The organism is Paenibacillus tyrphae (assembly GCF_027925525.1).
GTDB lineage: Bacteria > Bacillota > Bacilli > Paenibacillales > NBRC-103111 > Paenibacillus_G > Paenibacillus_G tyrfis_B.
The window spans coordinates 18,285-40,930 of the sequence record NZ_BSDJ01000013.1 but is presented as its reverse complement, the minus strand read 5'-3'; the positions used below and the strand labels follow the sequence as shown (position 1 = coordinate 40,930).

The 22,646-nt window shown below is 55.1% G+C and carries 26 protein-coding genes; 3 read left to right on the top strand and 23 right to left on the bottom strand.

Going from position 1 to position 22,646, the window contains the following annotated elements; all coding sequences use genetic code 11:
* Positions 1-14 precede the first annotated feature (14 nt).
* The 19 genes from QMG93_RS17475 to QMG93_RS17390 form a co-directional block, all read right to left on the bottom strand.
* Entirely contained in the window at positions 15-608 is a 594-nt protein-coding gene (locus QMG93_RS17475; RefSeq protein ID WP_281938628.1) for an ANTAR domain-containing response regulator, read from the bottom strand.
* A 56-nt stretch (positions 609-664) separates the two neighbouring features.
* Positions 665-2,107, bottom strand: a complete 1,443-nt coding sequence (locus QMG93_RS17470) for a sensor histidine kinase (protein WP_281938626.1) — start codon at positions 2,105-2,107, stop codon at positions 665-667.
* A 156-nt stretch (positions 2,108-2,263) separates the two neighbouring features.
* Positions 2,264-2,704 (bottom strand): EutP/PduV family microcompartment system protein, encoded by a 441-nt coding sequence (locus tag QMG93_RS17465; RefSeq protein ID WP_281938624.1) that lies wholly within the window; start codon positions 2,702-2,704, stop codon positions 2,264-2,266.
* A 3-nt stretch (positions 2,705-2,707) separates the two neighbouring features.
* Positions 2,708-3,049, bottom strand: coding sequence for an ethanolamine utilization microcompartment protein EutS (gene eutS, locus QMG93_RS17460; RefSeq protein WP_036676849.1), 342 nt, complete (start codon positions 3,047-3,049; stop codon positions 2,708-2,710).
* Positions 3,050-3,059: 10 nt separating this feature from the next.
* Positions 3,060-3,341, bottom strand: a complete 282-nt coding sequence (locus QMG93_RS17455; RefSeq protein WP_281938620.1) for a EutN/CcmL family microcompartment protein — start codon at positions 3,339-3,341, stop codon at positions 3,060-3,062.
* 13 nt (positions 3,342-3,354) lie between these two features.
* Positions 3,355-4,215 carry a hypothetical protein gene (locus QMG93_RS17450; RefSeq protein WP_281938618.1) on the bottom strand — a complete coding sequence of 287 codons (861 nt, stop codon included), beginning with the start codon at positions 4,213-4,215 and terminating at the stop codon, positions 3,355-3,357.
* A gap of 6 nt (positions 4,216-4,221) precedes the next feature.
* On the bottom strand, positions 4,222-5,010 hold the full coding sequence (gene pduL, locus QMG93_RS17445) for a phosphate propanoyltransferase (RefSeq protein WP_281938616.1): 789 nt from the start codon (positions 5,008-5,010) through the stop codon (positions 4,222-4,224).
* A gap of 5 nt (positions 5,011-5,015) precedes the next feature.
* Positions 5,016-5,303, bottom strand: coding sequence for an ethanolamine utilization microcompartment protein EutM (gene eutM, locus QMG93_RS17440; protein WP_010499900.1), 288 nt, complete (start codon positions 5,301-5,303; stop codon positions 5,016-5,018).
* A 76-nt stretch (positions 5,304-5,379) separates the two neighbouring features.
* A complete protein-coding gene (locus tag QMG93_RS17435; RefSeq protein WP_281938612.1) occupies positions 5,380-6,876 on the bottom strand; it encodes an acetaldehyde dehydrogenase (acetylating) in 1,497 nt (498 codons plus the stop codon).
* A gap of 18 nt (positions 6,877-6,894) precedes the next feature.
* Positions 6,895-7,410 (bottom strand): BMC domain-containing protein, encoded by a 516-nt coding sequence (locus QMG93_RS17430; RefSeq protein ID WP_281938610.1) that lies wholly within the window; start codon positions 7,408-7,410, stop codon positions 6,895-6,897.
* 27 nt (positions 7,411-7,437) lie between these two features.
* A complete protein-coding gene (gene eutL, locus QMG93_RS17425) occupies positions 7,438-8,082 on the bottom strand; it encodes an ethanolamine utilization microcompartment protein EutL (RefSeq protein WP_281938608.1) in 645 nt (214 codons plus the stop codon).
* Between the two features lie 192 nt (positions 8,083-8,274).
* Positions 8,275-8,508, bottom strand: coding sequence for a hypothetical protein (locus tag QMG93_RS17420; RefSeq protein ID WP_216794520.1), 234 nt, complete (start codon positions 8,506-8,508; stop codon positions 8,275-8,277).
* A gap of 71 nt (positions 8,509-8,579) precedes the next feature.
* Positions 8,580-10,322, bottom strand: coding sequence for a methyl-accepting chemotaxis protein (locus QMG93_RS17415; RefSeq protein WP_281938604.1), 1,743 nt, complete (start codon positions 10,320-10,322; stop codon positions 8,580-8,582).
* Positions 10,323-10,565: 243 nt separating this feature from the next.
* Positions 10,566-10,742 (bottom strand): hypothetical protein, encoded by a 177-nt coding sequence (locus QMG93_RS17410; protein ID WP_281938602.1) that lies wholly within the window; start codon positions 10,740-10,742, stop codon positions 10,566-10,568.
* A gap of 198 nt (positions 10,743-10,940) precedes the next feature.
* The gene (locus QMG93_RS17405) at positions 10,941-12,872 is read right to left on the bottom strand and encodes a heavy metal translocating P-type ATPase (protein ID WP_281938600.1); all 1,932 of its coding nucleotides are present in this window, start codon (positions 12,870-12,872) and stop codon (positions 10,941-10,943) included.
* 227 nt (positions 12,873-13,099) lie between these two features.
* A complete protein-coding gene (locus tag QMG93_RS17400) occupies positions 13,100-14,266 on the bottom strand; it encodes an ROK family transcriptional regulator (protein ID WP_281938598.1) in 1,167 nt (388 codons plus the stop codon).
* Positions 14,267-14,551: 285 nt separating this feature from the next.
* Complete coding sequence (locus tag QMG93_RS35390) at positions 14,552-14,695, bottom strand: sigma factor-like helix-turn-helix DNA-binding protein (RefSeq protein WP_413789304.1); 144 nt, start codon at positions 14,693-14,695, stop codon at positions 14,552-14,554.
* Positions 14,696-14,758: 63 nt separating this feature from the next.
* Complete coding sequence (locus QMG93_RS17395; protein ID WP_281938596.1) at positions 14,759-15,472, bottom strand: aspartate/glutamate racemase family protein; 714 nt, start codon at positions 15,470-15,472, stop codon at positions 14,759-14,761.
* 51 nt (positions 15,473-15,523) lie between these two features.
* On the bottom strand, positions 15,524-16,453 hold the full coding sequence (locus QMG93_RS17390; protein ID WP_281938831.1) for a DMT family transporter: 930 nt from the start codon (positions 16,451-16,453) through the stop codon (positions 15,524-15,526).
* A 243-nt stretch (positions 16,454-16,696) separates the two neighbouring features.
* On the opposite strand from QMG93_RS17390, the gene QMG93_RS17385 reads away from it, so the two are divergent.
* Positions 16,697-17,176 carry an Lrp/AsnC family transcriptional regulator gene (locus tag QMG93_RS17385; RefSeq protein ID WP_281938594.1) on the top strand — a complete coding sequence of 160 codons (480 nt, stop codon included), beginning with the start codon at positions 16,697-16,699 and terminating at the stop codon, positions 17,174-17,176.
* A gap of 75 nt (positions 17,177-17,251) precedes the next feature.
* On the opposite strand, the gene QMG93_RS17380 is transcribed toward QMG93_RS17385, so the two are convergent.
* The 4 genes from QMG93_RS17380 to QMG93_RS17365 all read right to left on the bottom strand — a co-directional run bounded on the left by QMG93_RS17380 (position 17,252) and on the right by QMG93_RS17365 (position 20,721).
* A complete protein-coding gene (locus tag QMG93_RS17380; protein WP_281938592.1) occupies positions 17,252-18,292 on the bottom strand; it encodes a hypothetical protein in 1,041 nt (346 codons plus the stop codon).
* A gap of 262 nt (positions 18,293-18,554) precedes the next feature.
* Positions 18,555-18,683: a hypothetical protein gene (locus QMG93_RS17375; protein ID WP_281938590.1), complete on the bottom strand. Its 129-nt coding sequence runs from the start codon at positions 18,681-18,683 to the stop codon at positions 18,555-18,557.
* On the bottom strand, positions 18,671-20,188 hold the full coding sequence (locus QMG93_RS17370) for a DUF4179 domain-containing protein (RefSeq protein WP_281938588.1): 1,518 nt from the start codon (positions 20,186-20,188) through the stop codon (positions 18,671-18,673). The genes QMG93_RS17375 and QMG93_RS17370 overlap by 13 nt, the downstream gene beginning before the upstream one ends.
* Positions 20,185-20,721 carry a sigma-70 family RNA polymerase sigma factor gene (locus QMG93_RS17365; protein WP_281938587.1) on the bottom strand — a complete coding sequence of 179 codons (537 nt, stop codon included), beginning with the start codon at positions 20,719-20,721 and terminating at the stop codon, positions 20,185-20,187. Before QMG93_RS17365 ends, QMG93_RS17370 begins: the two co-directional genes overlap by 4 nt.
* Positions 20,722-20,902: 181 nt before the next feature.
* On the opposite strand from QMG93_RS17365, the gene QMG93_RS17360 reads away from it, so the two are divergent.
* Positions 20,903-21,610, top strand: a complete 708-nt coding sequence (locus tag QMG93_RS17360) for a response regulator transcription factor (RefSeq protein ID WP_281938585.1) — start codon at positions 20,903-20,905, stop codon at positions 21,608-21,610.
* Positions 21,607-22,623 carry a sensor histidine kinase gene (locus QMG93_RS17355; protein WP_281938583.1) on the top strand — a complete coding sequence of 339 codons (1,017 nt, stop codon included), beginning with the start codon at positions 21,607-21,609 and terminating at the stop codon, positions 22,621-22,623. Before QMG93_RS17360 ends, QMG93_RS17355 begins: the two co-directional genes overlap by 4 nt.
* The last annotated feature ends 23 nt before the right edge of the window (positions 22,624-22,646 follow it).

The following is a 22,646-nucleotide window of genomic DNA, read 5'->3' as shown; positions in this document are numbered from 1 at the left end:
CGCTCACCGCTCTTTCAAGGACCGAACCAGCGCTGCGGCCCGTCCTTCAATATTCCATCCGCCAGCTTGATCAGCGGCATGCCTTCCGCCATCGAGGTGGCGCGCATTTTCCGGTACGCTTCTTCTTCATCCAGTGCGAAGGTTTTCATGACGATCCCTTTCGCTTTCTCGATCCGTTTCCGCTCTTCGATCGACTGCTTGAGCTGCTCCAGGTCTTTTTTGAGCGAGTCGATCCTTTCTTTCTGGCTAAGCGCAATTTCGACCGCCGGGATCAAATCCTCCTCCGACACCGGTTTGACCAAATAGGCGGCAACCCCGGCACTGCGGGCGTCCTGCACCAGTTCTTTCTGGCTGTACGCCGTCAGCAGCAGGACCGACGTTTCCGTGTCATGCAGACTGCGAATGATGCGGGACGCTTTGATGCCGTTCATCACCGGCATTTTCACATCCATAATGACCAGGTCGGGCTTGAGCGCGGCGACGAGCTCGATCGCTTCCTCGCCGTTCTTCGCTTCCCCTGCCACCGCATAGCCTTCTTCCTCCAGCATTTCACGGATATCCATTCGAATGATCGGGTCGTCATCCACGACGACGATCGAGTTCTTCATCCTGACACCTCCTCATAAGTCCGACGAATATGATTAGCCGCTTGATCGGCGGGCGTTTAGACCGGTTTCGGCTCGGCCGGGAAAAGCGGGAATGTAATCGTAACCTGCGTACCTTCCCCGGTGGAAGCCATCTGCAGAAGGCCTCCGAGATTTTCGCGCACGAGCGTTTCCGTAATTTTCAACCCGAGATGGCCTTTGCGGGCGCCATCGCCCATGACAGGCAACCCGACACCGTTATCCGCTACCTCCATGCGGACGATCTGCCCACTGCAATAAAGCGAGATCCGAATGTCTCCCTGCTCGCGGTCGACGAACGCATGCGTCACGCAATTTTGCACGAGCTCGTTGGAGACAAGCGCCAGCGTGGTGGCGATGTCGGACGGTAGGGTCAAGGTGTCCCCTGAAATGGAGATACGGATCGCTTGATCCGGCTTGACCGTGGAGGAGACGACGTTCTTCGCGATGCGGTCCAGCACATCGTTGAACTGGATTGTTTCCAGCCCGTCATAGGCCAGCATCTCGTGGATGACGGCAATGCTGTTGATGCGGTTGATGCTGTCGCGATATATTTTCTCGACCTCGTCCAGCTTCGTACGGCGCATTTGCAGCCGGAGCAGGCTGGAGACGGTTTGCAGATTGTTTTTGACCCGGTGGTGAATCTCCTTGATAACAGCCGATTTAATGACGAGTTGCTTCTCTTTTTCCTTCAAGTCCGAGATGTCCCGGATCAGCATCAGCCCGAGGGCTCCCTGCTGCTGCCGGTTGATCGAGACGGTTTTCAGCTCCAACGCGACGTGCCCGATCACAAGCTCCTGACGGACGATGCCCGTTGGCGCAAGCAGTGAGGCGCGATCAAGCTTGCCGTAAAACAGCTCAACCAGGCTTGAGCCTTCCGGCGCGCCGCCGTGCCCGATCTCCTGCAGCATTTGCCGGGCTCGCGGGTTCGCATAAGTGATATGCGCCTGCCCGTCGAACAACACGATGCCCTCGTGCATGAGCGATTGGACGCTGCTTTCCGACAAGGCGACCGCAAGCAGCGTTTCACTGAGCTGCTCCGTCGTTTCCCGCAGCCGCTCCACATTTTTTTCCTGCTCGACGATCTCCGAAATGTCCTGCTCCATGATTAGCACGCCGATCACGCGGCCGGTTTTGGCCCGGATCGGAACGACATTTTGCCGCATCGCAATCTGCTCCTGGGATATTCCGCGAGAACCGATGACCGGCTGGCCGGACAGCAGGCAAAACATGACGGCCGGCTCGTTGTGCGCATAAGCGTGCATCCCCACCACTGACGAGTGGTAGAGCGACGGGGCCGTCGTCGGCCTAGCCTCGGCTACGACGAGCGCCGTGCCTTGATCCGCAAGCGGACAGTCGATGAACACGTCCGACTGGAACACGTCGGCGAACAATTGCAAATGTCGCGACAAATCTATAATAACTTCCACTTCTTCTGTAGATAAAAGGGTGCGCTCCGCGCACAGTTCGGCAATCGATGGCATAAGCAATCCCTCACGACGTATCGATTTGTACATGCACCGATTTTATTGTCACACAAACCGCGCTGCGAAGAAAGCCCTTACACAAGGTAAATTTCTTCCTGTAACCTGCGCTTGCCGGTAGGTTTCCCTTTCGTACCTATTGCTACACGCTCGAAGCTACCGGTTCACGATGCCCAGCAGCAGCTCCTTCAGCTCGGCGATTCCTTCGCCGCCGGCCGCCGACGTCAAGAGAATCTCGCCTTTAGGCAGCGATGACCGGAGCAGCGAGACTGCCCGGTCCAGATTGGCCTTCGGGTGATCGATTTTCGTAACGGCCCCGATGGCCGGAATCGGAAAGCCCCCTGCAAACCCGGGCGGAAAATAGTTCCGCTCGCGGGTCGCGTCCTGTATGAGCAAAATCGCCGCCGCTTGATGCGATGTCGCCATCAGCGAACGATAGTAGAGCGGATTCTCGCTGTACTCGCCCGGCGTATCGATCAGCCAGTCGTGGAACACAAGGCTTTGCGTTTTAACCGCCGCTTCCTGCTCGCCCATCAGCGCTTTGACCAACGTCGATTTGCCGGCGCCCACGGCGCCGATGATCATGACTTTACGCATGGCTTACGACCTCGTTAAAGGAGCGATTGAAAATTTCAGCTTCTCGTGCAAAAATTCGTTGACCGATTCGATGGCCATTTCGACCGCGGATACGTCGCCCACGATGACTAGAGATCCGGTGAAGCGATCCAAGTAGCCGATATCGACGTTCGCGGCTTTCGTGGCAATATCCGCCGCGATGATCGCCGTTTCCGTCGGCGTCAACGTCAGAATGCCGATCGCGCTCGCCTTCTCGATCCCGAGCTTCGTGTACAGCACGGGATCGGGGTTGGCTATGACATGCGCGAGCGTAAGCTGCTTGCCGGGTACATATTCCTGAATGACCCGCTGTTTCTCCTGTTCCATACGCCTCCTCCTAACCGCCGTTGTCGTCGCCGACTTCGAAGCTGTCTACAATGCCGACGATCATGGCGTCGATGGGCACCATTTTACCGCTGAACAGCACGCGGGCCGGACTTCCCCGGGACACGATCACATTCTCGCCGACGCCCGCTCCGATGCGGTCTGCGGCGATGACCGGCTGCCCTGCTTCGCGGTCTTTGAAATCCATCGGCTGAACGACCATCAGCTTCAGGTTGTCCATGCCCTCTTCCTTCTGCGTGGCCCACACGCTGCCGATCACTTTCCCCATAAACATAGGACTTCACCCTTTACTCCGCATACTGGACCGCGACGTCTTTCTCCCTCAATAAATCCGCCGCCAGTGGCGAAACGATCGTTCCCTTGCCAAGGATCAGCTTCCGCACGTCCGGTGCGGTATCCGTCTGCCGCTTCACCCATTCGGCGGTCAGTAGCTTGCCTTCGAACACGGCGCTGCCTGCGACTGCCGTACTGCCGTTCGCAGCTCCGGCTTGAGCACTTACCGGTTCCGGCGATGATACGGCGTTAGCCGACGCCTCGCTCACCGGCTGGCGCTGCGTCACGCCGCAATTGCGCACCACCGCTTCCGCCAGCAGCTTCTGCGGAGCGAACTCCGCACCGAGGGCCGCAAGCTCGCGCTTGTAGCGCTCGAACAGCTTGGCGTAAGGCTTCGGCAGCGTCAGCGTTTTCAGCGTACGCCGGTCCGCCCGTTTCAATCCGGGTATATCGTCCCCGATCAGCACGAACTTATTCAAGACGAGCGCGGAAAACAAAATCTCCGCCTTCACCGTCCCTTTCAGCCCCTGCGCAGCACGCGCGGCGTTATCCACATCGATCTCGGGAATGACGATTCCGTCGTATTCGAGCGGCAGCTCCAGCGGCGCGGGCGCGTATTCGTCGGCGGCGATGATTTTGCCCGGACCGGCGCATTCGATTTTATGCAGGCCGAGCCATGAAGATGTTTCTCCGTCGAGAAACAGCATATCGTAGCAAATGCCGCTGTTTTTGAGCAATATAAAATGATCCGTGAACGCTTCGTGCGCGGTGCTGTCGCAGAACAGATACAGCACTTTAGGCTTTTTCGCCTGCTCCGCCTGCATCGCCTGCACAAGCTCACGGACGATCGATTCGATCATCGGTTTGATCTCCATGCTTCGCTACCCCCTTTCCGCACGCGTGAACACGCCGTTTTTGCCGATCATTTGCACCGTATCTCCGGTGTTCAATTGAGCGGCGTTGGCTTCGTCCGTATCGAGATGAACGTCAAGCGCATAGCGAGGGTTCACCCGGACCACAACGTCCGTAAACGCCAGCGGCCGGTCGCCGCGGGTCTGCAGAATGATGCGGTCCCCGTCAGACACCTCAAACCTCTGGGCGTCGTCAGGCGACATATGGACATGGTTTTTGGCGACGATCAAGCCCTGCGTCAGCACGACCGCGCCCTTCGGGCCGGCCACCGTAATGCCGGGCGTGCCTTCCAGATCGCCCGACAAACGGACAGGAGGCTTCACGCCGAGCGCAAAGCCGTCCGTCCGGGATATCTCCACCTGGGACGTCCCGCGCGAAGGTCCGAGAATGCGCACGTTCTGCAGAACGCCCTTCGGACCGATCAGCGTGACCGTTTCCTGCGCGGCAAATTGTCCGGGCTGCGACAGCTCCTTCAGCGGGCTAAGCTGGTAGCCCTCGCCGAACAGCGCCTCGACATGCTCCGGCGACAAATGCACGTGTCGGCCCGAGACGCCGACGGGAAGGAGCGGCGCTTCAGGCGCCGGCTCCGCAGGCAAGGCCGCCGGAGCTTCGGCCTTCAGACGCTGAATGGCGATGCCCCGGCTTTTCAGAAAATCATTGGCCGCCGGCGTCAGCAGGTCCCCAGCCGCGATCGGATACGGATTCGGGAGCCCCTGCGCCAATCGGCTGCGTAGACTCGTTTCCGTAATCAGCGCCATAGGGATTAGCCTTCAAGCTTCGGCAGAATGAATTCAATATCCGTGTGAGGACGCGGAATGACGTGTACGGAAACCAGCTCGCCGATTTTTTCCGCAGCTGCCGCGCCGGCATCCGTAGCTGCTTTCACTGCGCCTACATCGCCGCGCACCATGACCGTTACCAAACCGCCGCCGACATGAACTTTTCCGATCAGCTTAACATTTGCCGCTTTGACCATTGCATCTGCTGCTTCAATCGATCCTACGAGTCCTTTCGTTTCTACCATTCCGAGTGCTGCCAATTCTCCTGCCATTGTCTATTCCTCCCTGGAATAAAAAGTAGTTTATGATGCAAAATGGAACTTATCCGATTAACTTACCGAGTGAAACTTACTTGGCTTCCAGTTGTAATTCAGATAGCACGCTGCGGACGATCTGCAGAACATCCTCCCGCGAAATCCCCGGATTGCCGGAGACTTCCGGCTGCAGCTTTTCCATCGTCCGCTCTACCGCCTGCGACGCCGCGGGGGCGATATCCATCTCGCGGATGCCGAAGGCGACGCGCTTGATGTTGAGCAGATGCTGCGGACCGATGTTGTCCGACGTAATATTGTTGCCGAACGAGCCGCACCCCAGCGTAAACGACGGCGTAATGCCGGTCGTGGCGCCGATGCCGCCGAACGTCGTGCCCGAGTTGACGACGATGCGCGAGGCCGGCTTCTCCAGCCCGAACGCTTCGATGACGGATTCGTTCTCGCAGTGAATGCCGAGCGTATGCCCGAGTCCGCCGAGCTCCAGCAGTTCCATACAGCGGCTGCAGCCCTCCAGCCAATCCTTGACGGTGTAGAGCGCCAGCACCGGGCTTAGCTTCTCTACGGAGAACGGATACGCGTGTCCGACGCCCGTTTCTTCCGCAATCAATACCCGCGCCTCCGGCGGAACGGTAAAGCCCGCCATCTCCGCGATCACCTGCGGCGACCGGCCGACGACCTTCGGGTTTAAGCCTTTGCCGATCGTCAAAATCGAGCCGACCTTGCGCTTTTGCTCCTCATCCAGAAAATAAGCGCCCTGCCGTTTCAGCTCTTCGACGAGCTGCGGCTTGATCGACGCGTCGGCGACAATCGCCTGCTCCGAAGCGCAAATTGTGCCGTAATCGAACGTCTTGCTTTGCAAAATCAAGCTGACCGCGCGGGACAGGTTCGCGCTGTGATGCACGTACACCGGGACGTTGCCCGGCCCGACGCCATACGCGGGCTTGCCCGAGCTGTAAGCGGCCTTGACCATCGCCGTGCCGCCGGTCGCCAGGATCACATCCGTCCGCTTGTGCCGCATCAGCTCGTTGCTCGCCTCGACAGAGGGCTTCGACAAGCAGTGGATCAAGCCGACGGGAGCCCCCGCCTTCTCCGCGGCCTGCCGCATCACCTTGGCTGCTTCCAGCGAGCAGCGCAGCGCCGACGGATGCGGGCTGATGACGATCGCATTGCGCGCCTTCAGCGCGATCATGCACTTGAACATGACGGTCGACGTCGGATTGGTCGACGGGATGATCGCGGCGACGACGCCGACCGGCTGCGCCACTTCCCACACCTTGCGCTCTTCATCCTTGCGGACGATCCCGACCGTCTTCATGTCTTTCAGCGACCCGTAAACGTTTCGGGCGACGAAAAGATTTTTAGCCGTTTTATCGGCAACTTTGCCGTACCCGGTCTCTTCCACGGCCATTTCGGCCAGCCGTACGGCTTCCGCCTCGGCCGCCCGGGCCATCGCAGCGACGATGTCGTCAATCTGCGATTGGGTCATTTTTTCCAGCAGCTTCTGGGCTTGACCCGCTTCCTGCAGAAGGCTGCGCACTTCCTGTATCGCCTGCAAATCGGCGTCCAGTTTCATATCGGGTTCTCACTCCCTTCAGTCCTTCTTCTCCGTAAGCAACCGGATCAACTCGGCCTTCGCCGCCGTGTTGATACCGGAAGCGTTCAGTGGGAATCCGGGGGTGGTACGGGCCAGCTCGCGCAACTGCTGCAGCGAAAGCTTGGCCAGCGCCTCGGCGGATTCCCCGCCTTCCGTCCCGGAAAGCTCCGCCGCTTCGTCCGCTGCCGGCTCGTCGGCAGCCGGTTTCGGCTCCGCCGGGGCGTTCTTCCGCCATATGCTCTCCAGCATCGCCGAAACGGAAAGATCCGGCCGCGGAATCACATGCGTTCCGACCAGCTTGCCTACCCTGCGGGCTTCCTCTCCGCCTGCCTCAACCGCCGCTCGAACGGAGGCGACATCTCCTACGATATATACGGTAATGAGTCCTGCATCCGCTTTTTCAAACGTCATAACCCGGACGTCCGCCGTCTTCGCCGCCGCATCGGCCGCAGCGATCAAGGCGGGTACGCCGATCGTCTCGATAAGTCCCAGAGCTGTCATTGACTGTGTCATCTCCATTACCCGCTTTCGTTAACCAGATTATTTCGGGTCCCGCGCGACGCTGAGAACCGCATCGGCAAAAGCGCTCGCCGCCGCGGTACATGCGGACTGGCTGCCCGTCAGCAAGCCGCCGCCGAAGTTCGTCTCCGTCGGCGGGCCGTAAAATTGGCACAGCCTGACGTCCGCCGCCTTCAATGCGGCATCCAAGCCGTACACCGCTTCGAGCGGCGGCGCGATTAAATACGCGAGCGGCTCACCTTCGGCGATGCCCGCCACCTGGGACAAGTAAGAACCCGTTCTCGAAATGACGTGAGCATAATACGCATGCGTGCCCTCGCTGTTCAGGGAATAAAAGCACGCGCCGTTCTCCATCAAAGCGATTGCCGCATCCAACCCGCTCTTCACCTCAGCCGGCGTCCGGCCGCCCAGCATCCCGATAAATTCCCCTGACAGCGGGCCCGAGGCATGCGCCGACCCCGCGTAAAAGGAACGGGCATATACCACTTCCACCGCCGCCTTCTTGGTCGCCTCGTCCAGCGCCGTATAGCCGACGTCGTCGATACTCGACGTTAACATCCCCAAACTCCGGATCTCCGGCTTCAGTTCCAACTTCCGGGCCAGCTCCGGGTCCACATTCGGAATGATACGGACGGCCAGCGGCACGGCTCGAATCGGCTGCTTCACTTGGTTCACCTCCGCTGCATACATTCAAAAGACGACAAAAAGGCGCCCCGGAGCGAAGAATGCGCGAACGCGTTCTCCGATCCAAAGGCACCGTTGCCTTCATGCTATTTTTTTATTGGTGTTCATGATTGAATTGTAAAACAAATCACTCGATATTGCAAGCGCTGTCATCGAAGTGGGCCATCTCAATTTTTACCTCGACCGCTCAAACCGGCTTATTCGGCCTTTTTTCTTCTCCCGTTCGGCCGCCTCGTCCTCAAGCTCGGACATCCACAACAGGCCCATAGATAGCGCAAACGTTATGCCCACGAGCGCGATGCCAAGCATCAGCTCACCTATAATTTGCAGATACAGCAGCACGGCGGCGGAGACCAGCATGCAGCCGAAGATGACCCATCCGATCCGCCGTGCCGTGATTCGCTTCATTTTTGTTCCTCCCCCCGTTCCCGAATCTCCATACTACAGCTTATTCGGGGGAAAGGGGCTTTAGAAGTATATCAAAGCTTGAAGGCATTCACCTGCCGCTGAAGCAGAACGGACATTTCCTTCAAATGGCCCGAAGCACTGGAAATCTCCTCCATGGCCGCCAGTTGTTCCTCCGAGGATGCCGCCACATTCTGCGTATTGTCCGCGGCCTCTTGGGCGATGCGGGCGAGCTCTTCCAGGGAAGCAGCGACTTCTTCGGTGCCTGCCGACATTTCCTCGGAAGCCGCTGACACCTCCTGCACTTGACCGGCCACCTGCTGAATAGCATGCAGGATGCGTTCGAACACTTCGCCGGCTTGCCCCGCGGCCGCCGTTCCTTTGGACGTTTCGTTCACGCCCGTTTCCATCGAGGCGACCGCCCGCTTCGTGTTGGCTTCGATCTCCCGCAACAGAGCGGCAATATGCTCAGACGATTCCTTGGACTTCTCCGCGAGCTTCCTCACCTCGACGGCGACCACCGCGAACCCTTTGCCGTGCTCTCCCGCCCGGGCCGCTTCGATGGACGCATTGAGCGCCAGCAGGTTCGTCTGATTCGCGATATCGGCAATCAGCGTCATAACCTCGCCGACTTCCTCCGAGCGGGTCCGCAGTTCGTGGATGACGCCGCCAGTCTCGGTCATGACCGACTCAATGCGGTTCATCTGCGCGACCATCTGCTGCACGACCTCGTTGCCCTGCGCCGCATCCCGCGACGTCTGGGCGGACAGATCGGCAACGACGCCCGCCGATTCGGCAATCCGTTCGATGCCTGTAGCCATCTCCACCATCGCCCGCTTGCATTCCTCGGCGCTCTGCAGCTGATTTTCCGCACCGGCGGCAACCTCTTCGACCGCGCGGGCCGCTTCGCCGGTCGCCTCGGCCGTTTGCTTCGCGCTGACGGTCAGCAGATCGGACGATTCCGCCACTTCGTCGGAATGGGTTTTAATACTGCCCACCAGCTTGCGGATACTTTCGACCATATGGTTGAAATGCTCGGAGACAAGTCCGATCTCGTCGCGTCCGTTCACCGGCACGGAAACGGACAAATCCCCTTCGGCGGCAAGCTTCGACACCTCCGCCATCCGTTTGAGCGGACGGACCGTTCGAATCAGCAGCCAAATCATCAGCCCGATAAACAAACCGCCAATGGCAAGGCCGATCAAAATATTGAGCAGCAGCGCGTGGTTTAAATCCGATTGAATCAGGCCGTAGTCGAAGTCGAGGCCGAACACGGCGACCGTCTCGCCCTTATCCGTCCGAATGGAGCTCAGAATGGAAATCCACGTGCCCGAGGCATCCGTATACACGTCGGTCATGCCTGTCCCCTTCTTCAACGCATCCTCATACGCTCGCTGAAATGAAGCCGACAGCTCGTAATCCTCCAAAACCTTCGCTCCGTGTTCGTTCAAGGTCCGATTGGCCTGCATCATCTTCGCATAGTGCTTATTGTCCTTCGTCGTCATCTCGGGTGACATCAAGTAGCTGTTGGTAACGACACTGCTTGTGAGCATTTTCTCCAGCTGCGCCTGAATACGAACGTTCGCCGGGTCGGCCATATACTTGTCGTAGCCGAGCGACATCTTTTGTCCGGCCGCCTGGATATCTGCGCTCTGCAGCTCCAGTTGAGCGTCCATCGCCTCTTCAATATACAATAACGATTCGAAATACATGGTTCTTTCCCGAAGATACGACATCGAGGTAAATGCGGCCGACATGATGATCAGCAGGACGACCAGCACCCACCCGGCTTTCACGACTAAACTGCGATTTTTCATAGCATGCACTCCTTCATCCGTTGAACTATACTGCTCTGGTCCGCCGAGCCTACCGTGCGGAGCAGCGCTGTCGCTTAGTAATATTATCGTTGGGAACCGCCCTTAACTTTAGAAAAATTATACAAATCCGCAAAACTCCCGGAGCGAATCGCTTACTTGGCTCCGGGACCAACGCAAAAAGCCACCGGTTTCCCGGTGGCAGGCAATTTATTGTTGTTCTATGGTCAGCAGTTTCTGGCCGATTTAAGCGAAGCTCTCGGTGCTGCGTTTGGAAGAATCGTCCGATTCCCGCGCCCGCTGTGAGGAGAGGCTTTTCGAGTTGAATTCGCGAACGCGCCGGTCGTTATCAATAGATATGAACAAGCAGACGCTTCCCAAGATAACCAATGCGACCGTAGTAATCGGAAGTAACAGATCCATCCTTTTCTCTCCCTTGTCTTCCCTGTGTAAAAATGATAATCATTATCATTATTGTAGCGTATTTTTACGAAATTACAATGGTTTTTTATGACCGCCGGAAAGACAGCTGGAATTCCCTCGGAACGCAAGAAAAAAGCCCCCGTCTTTCGCGGGGGCGACGAATCCGGCCGCAGCCGGAACGGTATAATATGCATTCGCTTAGGAGCGAAGCAGCCGGAGTCCGTTCAAAATGACCAGAATCGTGCTTCCTTCATGGCCTACGACCCCGAGCGGCAGCGGAATTCCTTTGAAAAAATTCGCGGCGATCAGGAAGGCGATTACCGTAACGGCAAAAGCGATGTTCTGCTTGATGATCCGCGTCGTGCGTCTTCCCAACACAATCGCTTCCTTGATTTTGTCCAAATCGTCGTTCATCAGCACCAAATCGGCCGTTTCCAACGCCGCATCGCTGCCCGCCGCCCCCATCGCAATGCCGACGGATGCCGCGGCCAAGGCCGGAGCGTCGTTGATCCCGTCTCCCACCATAGCGACGTGCGTGTACTTCTCCTTCAAGGTTTTGACGATGTTCAACTTGTCTTCCGGAAGCAGCCCGGCATACACCTGATCGATCCCGGCCTCTTTGGCTATCGCCTCGGCTGTCAGCCGTTGATCTCCCGTCAGCATGACGACTTGCACGCCCAACTCCTTCAGTTTGGCGATCGTCTCCCTGGTTTGCGGTCTGATCGCGTCCTGAAGAGCGATCATTCCGGCAATGCCGGCGGCGTTTTGAATCAAAACGACGGTTTTGCCTTCCTGCTCAAGCTTGCGGACATCGGAGAGAACCTTCTCGTCAATCCCGGCTTCTTCGAAGAAGCCGGGCTTCCCAATTTTCCAGAATTCCCCCGCCAATCCGGCTTGAACGCCCCATCCGGCCAGCGCCTGAAAATCGGAAGGCCGCTCCAGCTCCAACGACAATTCTCCGGCCTTGTCTACAATGGCTTTGGCGATCGGATGCGTGGACAAGCTTTCGATGGAAGCCGCGATCCGCAGCAGCTCCTCTTCGCTCCAAGCTTGGTAAGTGAGAAAATCCGTCACTGACGGTTTTCCGTACGTCAAGGTGCCGGTTTTGTCGAACGCAATGGCACGGATGTGCGATACGCGCTCCAAGTGGGCGCCACCTTTAAAGAGCAGCCCTTTCCTTGCGCTGTTGGATATGGCGGAGAGCATCGCCGGCATGATGGAGGCCACCAGCGCGCACGGCGAGGCTACGACCAAAAACACCATCGCCCGGTAAAGCGTATCGTTCCAGCTCCAGCCGAACAACAACGGCGGGAGCGCGATGAGAAGCAGCGTTACCAAAATGATGGCTCTGGCATAAATGCGTTCGAAGCGTTCGATAAACCGCTGGGATTTCGGCATTTCGCTTTGCGCTTCTTGAACGAGGCGGATGATCTTCGAGAAAAGCGTCGACTCGCTGGATTTCGTCACTTGCACGAACAATGCGCCCTGACCGTTCAGGGTGCCGGCGAACACTTCGTCCCCCGCCGCTTTATCCACCGGAATGCTTTCACCGGTAATCGAAGCCTGGTTGACGGCCGAGCTTCCTTCCTGGATGATCCCGTCGGCGGGCAGGCGCTCGCCCGGTTTGACCAGCACCAGATCGCCAATCCGCAGCTGTTCGACGGGAACCCGCTTTTCCGCCCCTTCTTCCCACACGATGGCCGTCTCCGGCTTTAAATCCATTAAGGATGAAATGTCTCTGGAGCTCTTCTCCATCGTGAACGTCTCCAAGGCGCCGCTGAGCGAGAAAATAAAGATCAATACGGCGCCTTCCGTCCAGTAACCGATGCTGGCTGCGCCGATGGCCGCGACGATCATGAGCAGGTTGACATCCAGATCCTTTTCGCGGACAAGCGTGAGCCATCCTTCCTTGGCCTTGACGAATCCTCCGATCAGAAAAGCGAAGCAGTAAAGCCATATCGAGAAGGACGGGGACGAGTGCCCTGCGACCCAGGCGGCCGCAATCAAGACGCCGCTTGCCAAAGCGGCAATCGCTTCGCCGTAACGCGACAGCATGGAAGCGATCGTGCCTTTCTTCATCTTTACTTCCGGTTTGTCGATAGGTTGAGCAGCATCTGCCGAGTGGACCATGTTCAGCAACTCCTTTTTCATTGAGAATGACTATCGTTTTTATTCCCCTAAAAATGACTCATGCTGTTCCCTAATAGGGAACAGCATGGAAGTGAGAATGATTTTCATTTTTGTATTGGTGCATCATTTTTGTGTCGGGGCAATTTTTTAAAGTTATTATAAGTCTGCGGCCTTCGAAAGTAAAGGGTTATTTTGCCTTCATTAATTCCCTTTGCGGGAGGCGGCGCTCAGCTTTGATTTACGTAATTGTTCAGCACAAGCGAGGCCGCGCCGATGACGATGGATCGCTCCTTCAGATCGGAAGCGAGGATCTTGAATCCACCGCGGAACGGCTCCCACACGACCTGTGCGCACTGCTCCTCGATCAGAGGGACGATATCGCTGTAATTTTCCACCATGTTGCCGCTCAAAATGACGGCGTCGGGGTTATACATGCATACGATATTGTTAATCGCAATGCCGATATACAGCGAGGTGCGCGAAATAATTTCCTTCGCCCAGCTCTCGTCGCTGCGGGCCGCTTCGAACAGCTGTCCGATATCGCCGATCTCGACGATCCGGTTTGCCTCGTGCAAAATCGCCGATTCGTCGATGTACGTCTGCAGGCAGCCCCGCTTGCCGCATTCGCATAAATTGCCGTTCGGATCGAGCGTCGTATGTCCGAGCTCTCCGGCGCTGTTGGAGCCGCCGCGAAAAATCTCCCCGTCGATGATAAGCGAGGAGCCGACCCCGGTGCCAAGCTCGATCAGCGCCGTCTTCTTCGAGCCTCGGGCGGAGCCGCACAAGTATTCGGCCAATATTTTGACCTTCAGGTCGTTGTCGGTCACCGTATCGATCCCCGTCCGCTCCTTAATATGGGCGGCAAGCGGCACGTTTCTCCAGCCCAGCGTCGACGAATACTGAACAACCCCACGCTCGTGGTCGATAACGCCGGGCACACCGATGCCGATGCCGATCATCTTCGAGCGGTCCAGCCCCTGCTCCTTCACCAACCGGTTGATCGTGTCGGCAATAAGTTCGATTGTACGGTCGGCTTCCGTTTCGATGGCGGTATGCCCGACCGGAAGCTCGTACAGCAGCTTGCCGCTGAACTCCATCACGCCGAAGCGTACGATCTTCTTGCCGATATCGACGCCGATCGAAAAGACGGCCTGCGGATCGATATCGAGCATAATCGCCTTGCGCCCGACGCCGCCGGACGAAAGCTCCGTTTCCCGCACGAGCCCCTGCTCGCACAGCTCGCCTACAATACGCCCGACGGAGGTCGGACTGAGCTTGGTAATCTTCGTGATTTCCGCCCGCGAAATGGGCCGTTTTTCCTTAATAATATCAAGGATCATCTGCTTGTTGTGCTGCCGGATGACGTCTTGATCATGCTTCACAATTTTTTTCATACGCCAAAACCTCTTTATTCCACCCATGTTAATTAGAGTCTTAACAAGCTCAACTACCAAGTCATTGCAAGACATAAAAATGTGGACCGCCAAACTGAAAGCGGTTAAAATTCATTGGACCTCTATAATTAATCCATTGGTGTTAATAATTGAATCATAGCATGGATTTTTCATTTGTCAATATTTGTTTGTAAATCGTGGAAGATGTCAAAAGGCCCCAGCCCTAAGCGATGATGAAACGATGCCTAAGACTGGGACCTCTTATTTTATCTCGTAGGCTTCCGGTCATGCGGGGAGCGGACACGATCCTTGAAGCAGCTTCAACCGGGCGCGGTAAAGCCGGCTCCTCACTTCGCTCCCGTCGACGTTCAAAAGCGAGGCGATCTGCGGAATCGTGAGCTGCTGGCAATACGTAAGCGCCATGACGATACGGTTTTTTTGGAGATAAAAAAAATCGATCCGGATCCCCGATAAGGGAACCGGACCGATTGGTTACGGCGTTGCGGCTAAGTCCTCGCTTAATGCAAAGTCGACAGCACATTCCGCATGGATTCTAGTGGTATCGTACAGTGGGATACGGCAATCTTCCTGCGATACAAGCATCGTGATTTCCGTACATCCAAGAATAATGGCTTCCGCTCCTTGTTGGCTGAGACTATCCATGATCCTTAAGTAAGATTTCTTGGATGCTTCGTTCACGATTCCAAGACAAAGCTCTTGATAGATGACGTCATGTACAATCTTTCTATCCGCTTCATTGGGCACGATAACTTCAAGCCCGAACTTTTCCGTAAGTCTGCCTTTGTAAAAATCTTGTTCCATCGTGAAAGAAGTCCCCAGCAAAGCGACTTTCTTCATGCCATCCTTCACGATTTCTTGCGCCGTTGCATCTGCGATATGAAGCAGCGGGATCGAAACCGATTCCGCCACTTCTTGTGCCATCTTGTGCATCGTATTGGTGCATATGACGATGACATCGGCACCGGCCGCTTCCAGTTTACGCGCCGAATCGATCATGAGGTTTGTAGCTTCATCCCATTTCCCTTGATGCTGAAGCGTCTTGATTTCTTGGAAATTGACGGAATACATGAAACTTTTGGCAGAATGATGCCCGCCCAGCTTTTCTTTTACGCGCTGATTGATGATTTGGTAATAGAGCAAGGACGACTCCCAGCTCATGCCTCCAATAAGACCTATGGTTTTCATCAGATTAAGCACCTCTAACTATGGTTATCGTTTACATGTCCCCTCAACATCTTAAATCTTACTTCGCCAATGAGCAAGATCGTGCCGTTGATTGCTTGCTGTAACCGCTTTTGTCTTGAAGGCCGAGAACAAATAGCATCCGATGATCACCACGCAGCCCCCGATTCCTTGGATCCACGTCATTTGTTCCCCTAAAAATAAAAACGCTAAAATCACCGTGAATACCGGATTGAAATTCAGAAACATCCCCGCTGTGGTCGCGCCCAGCTTTTGGACCCCGATATTCCATAACACGATACAGACTACGGTAGAGATCACGCCTGTATATAAAATCGATTGGATAAACGAACCGTTGATATTGGACACGGTGAAGTCGAAGAAGTTAAACGGAAGAAGAACGATAAGCCCAAATATCCCGGAGTAAAGCGTAGACTTCATGGGTGATGTGTTGTTCTTCATAGCCCATCTGCTGCAAACGGAATAAATCCCCCATACGCACACAGAGCCCATCATCCATAAATCGCCAGTATTAAAATGAAAAGATAGCAGCAGATCGGCAGTTCCTTTGGAAAGAACAAGAATGACGCCAACCAGCGAAAAAAGCATAGAAAATATTTGTGACATGTTAATTCTTTCTTTTAGAAACAAAAAGGAGCAAACGGAAATCGAAATCGTATTTAATGCGGAAATTAATCCGACATTCGTCGCCGTTGTCCGTTCCAACGCCATAAATTGAAAAAGATTAAATAGAACGACGCCCGTAATTCCCATGAAAAACAACGGAAGAAGGGCAGCCCGCGAGGGGAGTATCGTTTTTTCCTTCCACCAGACGATGGGGAAAAGACACATAACGGCAATGATCCATCGAATGCTCGTCAACGTCATCGGAGAGGCATGACCCACAAGCGATTTTCCGACGACAAAATTTCCTCCCCACAGCAAGCTTGTTAATAGCAGCAGCAAAACGTACCTATTCGGCATGTCATTAGCTCCTTTACCTTTTCGCCGTGACAGCGAAAAACGGAAGCCATTGTGCACAATGACATTTACATTCGAATTCACTAACGATCATATCATTTTTATTGATCGGACTGTAGATCATTTTGTAAGATATAGATAAATCAAAATAATATAAGCTAAGAATGCCGTCTTGTTGAATTATATTCGTTTTCCAAATCGAAACCTTCCTGTTTTCTGAATATTGTAAAGGGAGAGAAGAATCGCATGGAATCTTTTGTAAGCAAAGTCCTGGACGAAGTGGATATTCAAATTTTGGATTTGATGCAAAAAGAAGCACAGTTAAGCAATGCCGAGCTGGCAAGGCGGGTGAACTTGTCTCCGCCGGCTACGCATGCGAGGGTGAAACGGTTGGAAAACGAAGGGTTTATCGAGCGTCAAGTCGCGATCTTAAACCAGGAGAAGCTTGGCTTTGATTTATTATGCTTTGTTTTTATGAGCACGAATATCCATCAAGCCGAACAACTGGAAGTGCTGGAGAAGGCATTAAGCTCCATGCCTGAAGTATTGGAGTGTCATTGTTTAACGGGAGAGTACGACTATCTTTTAAAGGTAGCGAACAAAGACCGCAAGGAATTGGAAGGCTTTATCCGAAAGCTGAATAAGCTCGGCATCGCGCGAATTCAAACGAGCCTGGCGTTAAGGGAAATTAAGTATTCTACCGTTTTGCCTATAGGGAACAATTAATATGTCAAAAAGGTCCCGTCCCAAGCCATGATTGACTGAGGGCGAGACCTTTCATTTTTACACCTTTCAACAAACCTAATTCTGCTTTCCAAACTCCGTATTCAAAGACAATCTGTACAATTGGCCGCCACTTGTAAAGTTAGCTACGATGGTATCCTTGCCCTCGCTGCTGAACGTATAGTCTCCCCAATCGTCATCTACGGTTAGCGTGTAGCCTGTCAGATCGGTTCCGTAAATTTGTTGAACGGCAGCCTGTACGATAGCCGTAGCTTGTTCCTCGGTCAACGATTTTTTCGTTTTGTCGCCCTGTGCCTTCAAGAATTCCACCCGGTACACTTTTCCCGTTTTGGCGCCGATCGTTGCAGACGCCACCCGCTGCTTGCCGTCTTCATCCATGCCTAACGCTTTGTCATTTCCGGTTACAAGCCGCTTCAATTCCCACACTTCTCTTTCATCGTCACGCTGGAACTCGGCATCGGTGAAAGGCTGATCATCCACCTTCGCCAGCAGCCCCACCGCCTGCTCGGCCGTCGAAACGGCCTGCGGATCGACATCCGCCAGCTTATATTGGAGGAAAGCGGCTGTCGCTTCATTCTTCCCGGCATCGACCCTTACAAATTGGCGGTCGTTCGTGGAAAAATGGAAGTCGCTCGTACCCAGCGTCTCATCCCTGAAGAAGGAAGCCTTCTCGAACTTCACATCCGCGTTCCCGTACAATTGCCGAACAGCAGCTTCCGCCGTCGGCAAATATTTGGCATACTTCCCCGTCATTTCGGCAAGCTCGAAGTTCACGCTGACCGTCAGCACTTTGTTCGAGTCGGCGTCGACCGTGACAATCGCATCGCGGGTTTTCGACTGAATGATCCAGCGTACTTTTTTCGTATGATCGTCTGCAAAATATTCGTACTTTGACGCCTCTTCCAGTTGGAACGATTTGCCGTTGCCGTATTGCTCGACGGCTTTTTGGGCTGCCGTCACATAGCGCTCGTCCACCTTTGCGATCTGGATAAGTCCGGGATCGTGGAAAGGCTTCTCCACATTTGCGGCGATTGCCGGTGTTGCGGAAAGGATGCTTAAAGCAAGCATCGGTGCCAGTAATTTTTTTGTCGTTTTCATAGAAAATCCTCCTCTTTAATCGCTCTTGCCTTGCTCGGATTCCATTCGGTATTCCCAAAACTCGCCTTTGACCTTTGCTTTGACGGTCGCCGGACCGGCGGCTTCCAAAGCTTTCTCCGCCGTATAGTACGGGGTCGCGAAGAGCGTGCGGGCTTTCGCCTCGTCTCCGTAGATATCGTCTTTATAGGTTAAGCTGACATCGCAGCGTACGCTTGCTCGGCGGCTGCTTTAATTTGCGCATTCACCTCCTCGGGAGAATATTTTAAGGCAGCTTTCGCAACTCCCGCATCGCCTGCTCCGCCTTTTGCCGCAGCGCCCCGTCCAGCTTGTCGTACGCATAATGGCGGCGCAGAATAAACGGCTCGCCCGTAGCTTTATCTACGATGGCCATGGCGGCAGCGCCGGATCGGAAGACGGTTCGAGCGGGATGCTCCAGCTTACCGGATTGGCCTTCGTATACCGGTTGTAGGTTATCGTCACGCGATCGGGAACGGCAGCGCCGTCCTGGAAGAAAAACAGCGTACGGTTGCGGTAATTGCCCTTCTCGTCCTGCGATAGCAAAGCCACCTGTTGCCCGGGAATCATTTCGCTGCCTTGGCCGTCTTGCAATGCCCACTTCAAATCAAGCGTATCCACGCCAAGCTGCTGGTCGGCTTCAATGACCCACCCTTTCCCCTGGAACACTTCACGGCCGTCGGACAAGCGCTCCTTGGCTTCCTCTGTTTTCATACGCGCCGTAAAGGCCAGCTTTTTACCCTCGGCCTCCTTTGTCAGAGGCAGCTTCATAATTTCCTTCGGGTCAAACGAGACGGAAAAATCCTTAGCCATTCGCTCCTCCGTGTATACCGTCGTTAATTCCAGCTTCAAGTTCTTGGCTTCTTGGAAGGGCAGGAACGCATGCCAATAGCGCATTTTCCCGCTGCTGCCCTGCCCGATTGCAAATTTCGGGATGGCGTTTTTTCTTCCAATGGCCAGGTCGGCCCACCGCACATAATCTTCCGCAGCAATCACGCGACCTTGCCCGTCCTTAATCTGGTAACGGAAGGAAGGATCGGCTTGATACGATCGTTTCCACTGCTGCGTTTCATTGACTTGAACAAGCACCTCCGACTTGCTCGGTCCGTGGCGAAGCTGAAGGAAGTCGAGACTGAATCCCAGCGGCGATTCATACCGTTTGTTCAGCGGGATGATCGCAGCCGACGCTTTCGCCTTCGCCAGATCGATCGGCACGTTCAGATGCCATTTCCCCGCCGTTTCTCCGATTTGATTGATATTGAAATCGATGAAAAGCTTGTTCGGAAGGTCGGTCAAGAACTTCACGTCTTTCCCGGGCGCGACATCATCCAGCGAAAGGTAAAGCATCCTGTCGTTCCCGACTTTTTGCCAGTGCCGGCTAAGCTTTAACTCCTTGCCGTTCTCATCCGTAAACGTATATTCGTTCACGTACGGGTCTTGCGCGGGATCGGTCGGCGTAAAGTTCTCGAACAGCAGATCCGTATCCAACGGCTTTCCGTCCTTTTCCAGACCGTACACAATCGACAGGCGGAAGACGTCGTTCACCACTTCCTTGACCTTGAGCGTAATGCCCTGATCCGTCACCTCGCGGTTTACCGGCTCGGCAAAGCCTTCGTCCGCCGCTTTCTTCAAGCCCTCGTCCACGTTGTAAAAAGTAAATAACGATTTGACATACGAAGCGAAGGTCGGAGACGTGGCCGCCCCCAAAGCGACGATCAGACCGGCGCTCGCCGCAGCGATGGCCGCCGTCTTGGCCAGCTTGCTTCGCCAAGTGCGAAGTCCAAGCTCCCGTCGGGCCTGCTCGATTCCCAGCTTGCTCCGCTCGCGCAGCTCCCGGGGAATTTCGATGGATTCGATTTCTTCCGTCACTTTGTTGCTCATGAAATCTCACCTCTCGTTAAACGTTGCCGGAGCTTGTTCAAGCCTCGGTACAAGATCGTTTTGGTCGAGCCAAGCGGCAGATTCAACAGCTCAGCAATCGATTGAATCGTATAATCTTGGTAATATTTCAGCATAATGACGCTTTTCTCGTTCGTATCGAGCTTCTCGATCAAATCGTTCAGCGTCAGCGAAAGGGCAATCTCCTCGTCGCCGCCGTCGTCCCGGCCCCCGCTCAATTGTTCCGCATCTTCCGATTCGAACGGAATGATCTTGTTCCGCTGCCGCAGCACATTCATGGAACAATTCATCGCAATTTTGATCAGCCATGTTTTAAAATATTGCGGCTCTCTCAAGCTTTGGATCGATTTGAACGAAAGATAGGCGGTCTCTTGCACAACGTCCAGCGCGTCCTCCTTATTGCCGACGTGGACGTACGCCGTCCGGTAAATCGTCTCTTCGAAGTTCTGGAACAATTGCAAGTACGCTTTGTCGTTGCCCTTCTGCGCCTTCCTGACTAGCTTTTCTATATCCATGCGGTTACCCCCGGCTCCTTGCCTTTTCATACTATTAGACCATCGGCAGATGCATTTGGCTTTCGATAGGTGAAAATATTTTTGCGCTCTTTGTTTTAGGCGGTTCGTTGACTTGTTCCCATAGGACATGATAGGTTGGTCTTACCCAATTTATGGAGAAAAAGGCACCGAAAAGAGGTCGATGAACACGTACACGATTCTGATTGTCGAAGACGACGCCAAGCTGTCCGGGCTGCTTTGCTCTTACATCACGAAGTACGGCTTCGAAGCCAAGGAAACCGACAACTTCGACGATGTTCTGGCAAGCTTCCGCTCATCCGGCGCCCATCTGGTGCTGCTCGACGTGAACCTTCCCAAATACGACGGCTATTATTGGTGCCGGCTTATTCGCGCGCACTCGCTCTGCCCCATTCTGTTCATCTCCGCCCGGGAAAGCCAAATGGATCAGGTCATGGCGCTGGACAACGGGGCGGACGACTATATTACGAAGCCCTTTCATTATGAAGTCGTCATGGCCAAAATCCGCAGCCATTTAAGAAGAGCCTACGGTTCTTATTCCGCGGGACAAGGAGAAAGGAAGCTCGAAGCGCAAGGGCTCGTGTTATACCCGGAGCGATTCGTCGTGATGCGCGGAGAGGCCGCAGCCGAGCTGACGCAGAAAGAAGCGGTTTTGCTGGAAGCGCTCATGAACAAAGCGGGACGCGTCGTCAGCAGAGACCGGTTGCTCGATCTGATGTGGGAGGAGCACCATTTTATCGATGACAATACGTTGAACGTCTACATCACACGGGTGCGTAAAAAGCTGAAGGAGCTAGGCGCGGATCAAGCGGTGGAAACGGTCAGAGGGGCGGGATACCGTCTGGGCTCCGCGATCGGAGGCGCGGGATGAGGCTGTTTTGGAAGGAGCACGTTGCGCTGCTGCTGTTCTATTTAGCTCAGATGCTGCTGGTGCCTTTGCTGTATTGGCTTACGGGCGAAGGGCGGCCCTTGGCGATCGTGCTTTACGGGATGCTGCTCAGCGCCTCGGTGCTGGCGGTCTATTTGGGCTACCGCTATGCTAGCCATCGAGAGCTGTACCGGCAGCTCAGCCATCCGCCCGCAAGGGGAAGCGAAGGACTCGTGCCGATGGGAGAATCGCCGCTCCCCGAAGCTGTCGGCGGGCTTCTGGGCCGCTACGACCGGTATTACCGGGAGCAGTTGCACCACCACCGCAGCGGCATGGAGCAACATGTCGTCTTCATCCACCGCTGGGTGCACCAGATGAAGACGCCGTTATCCGTCATCCAGCTTACGGCGCAGGAGCTCGACGGCGCAGCCGCAGACAGCATCATGGAAGAGCTTGAACGGCTTAGAAAAGGGCTGGAGATGGTCATCTACACGTCCAGGCTTGAACGTTTCGAGCACGATTTTATGGTCGAAAGGACGCCGCTGCGGCAAGTCGTCAACCAAGCCTTGGCGGAGAATCGCCGGCTGTTCATACGTAAGGGAATTGCGCCGAACATCCAACTGGATGAAAGCCTGGCGGTTTACAGCGATCCCAAATGGCTGCAGTTCATGGTGGGGCAGCTTCTCATCAATGCAGCCAATTATACAGAGGGCATCGGCAAAAGCGTCTTCGTGCACGCGTATGAGCGCGAAGCGTCGACGATCCTGGAAATTCGCGATGAAGGCATCGGAATTGTCAAAGAAGACTTGAACCGCGTATTCAATCCGTATTTTACGGGCGAACGCGGACGGCGGCATCACGAGTCCACGGGAATGGGCTTGTACCTTGTTCGGGAGGTGTGCCGACGGCTCGGACATCAGGTTGAATTGGAATCGGAGCCGGAGGTGGGGACCGTCGTGAGGCTCCGATTCGAAGCGCGGCCGGCGGCACCGAACATAACCTTAAACGAAATGTAAGCTCCGGTTAAGCTAAATCCATA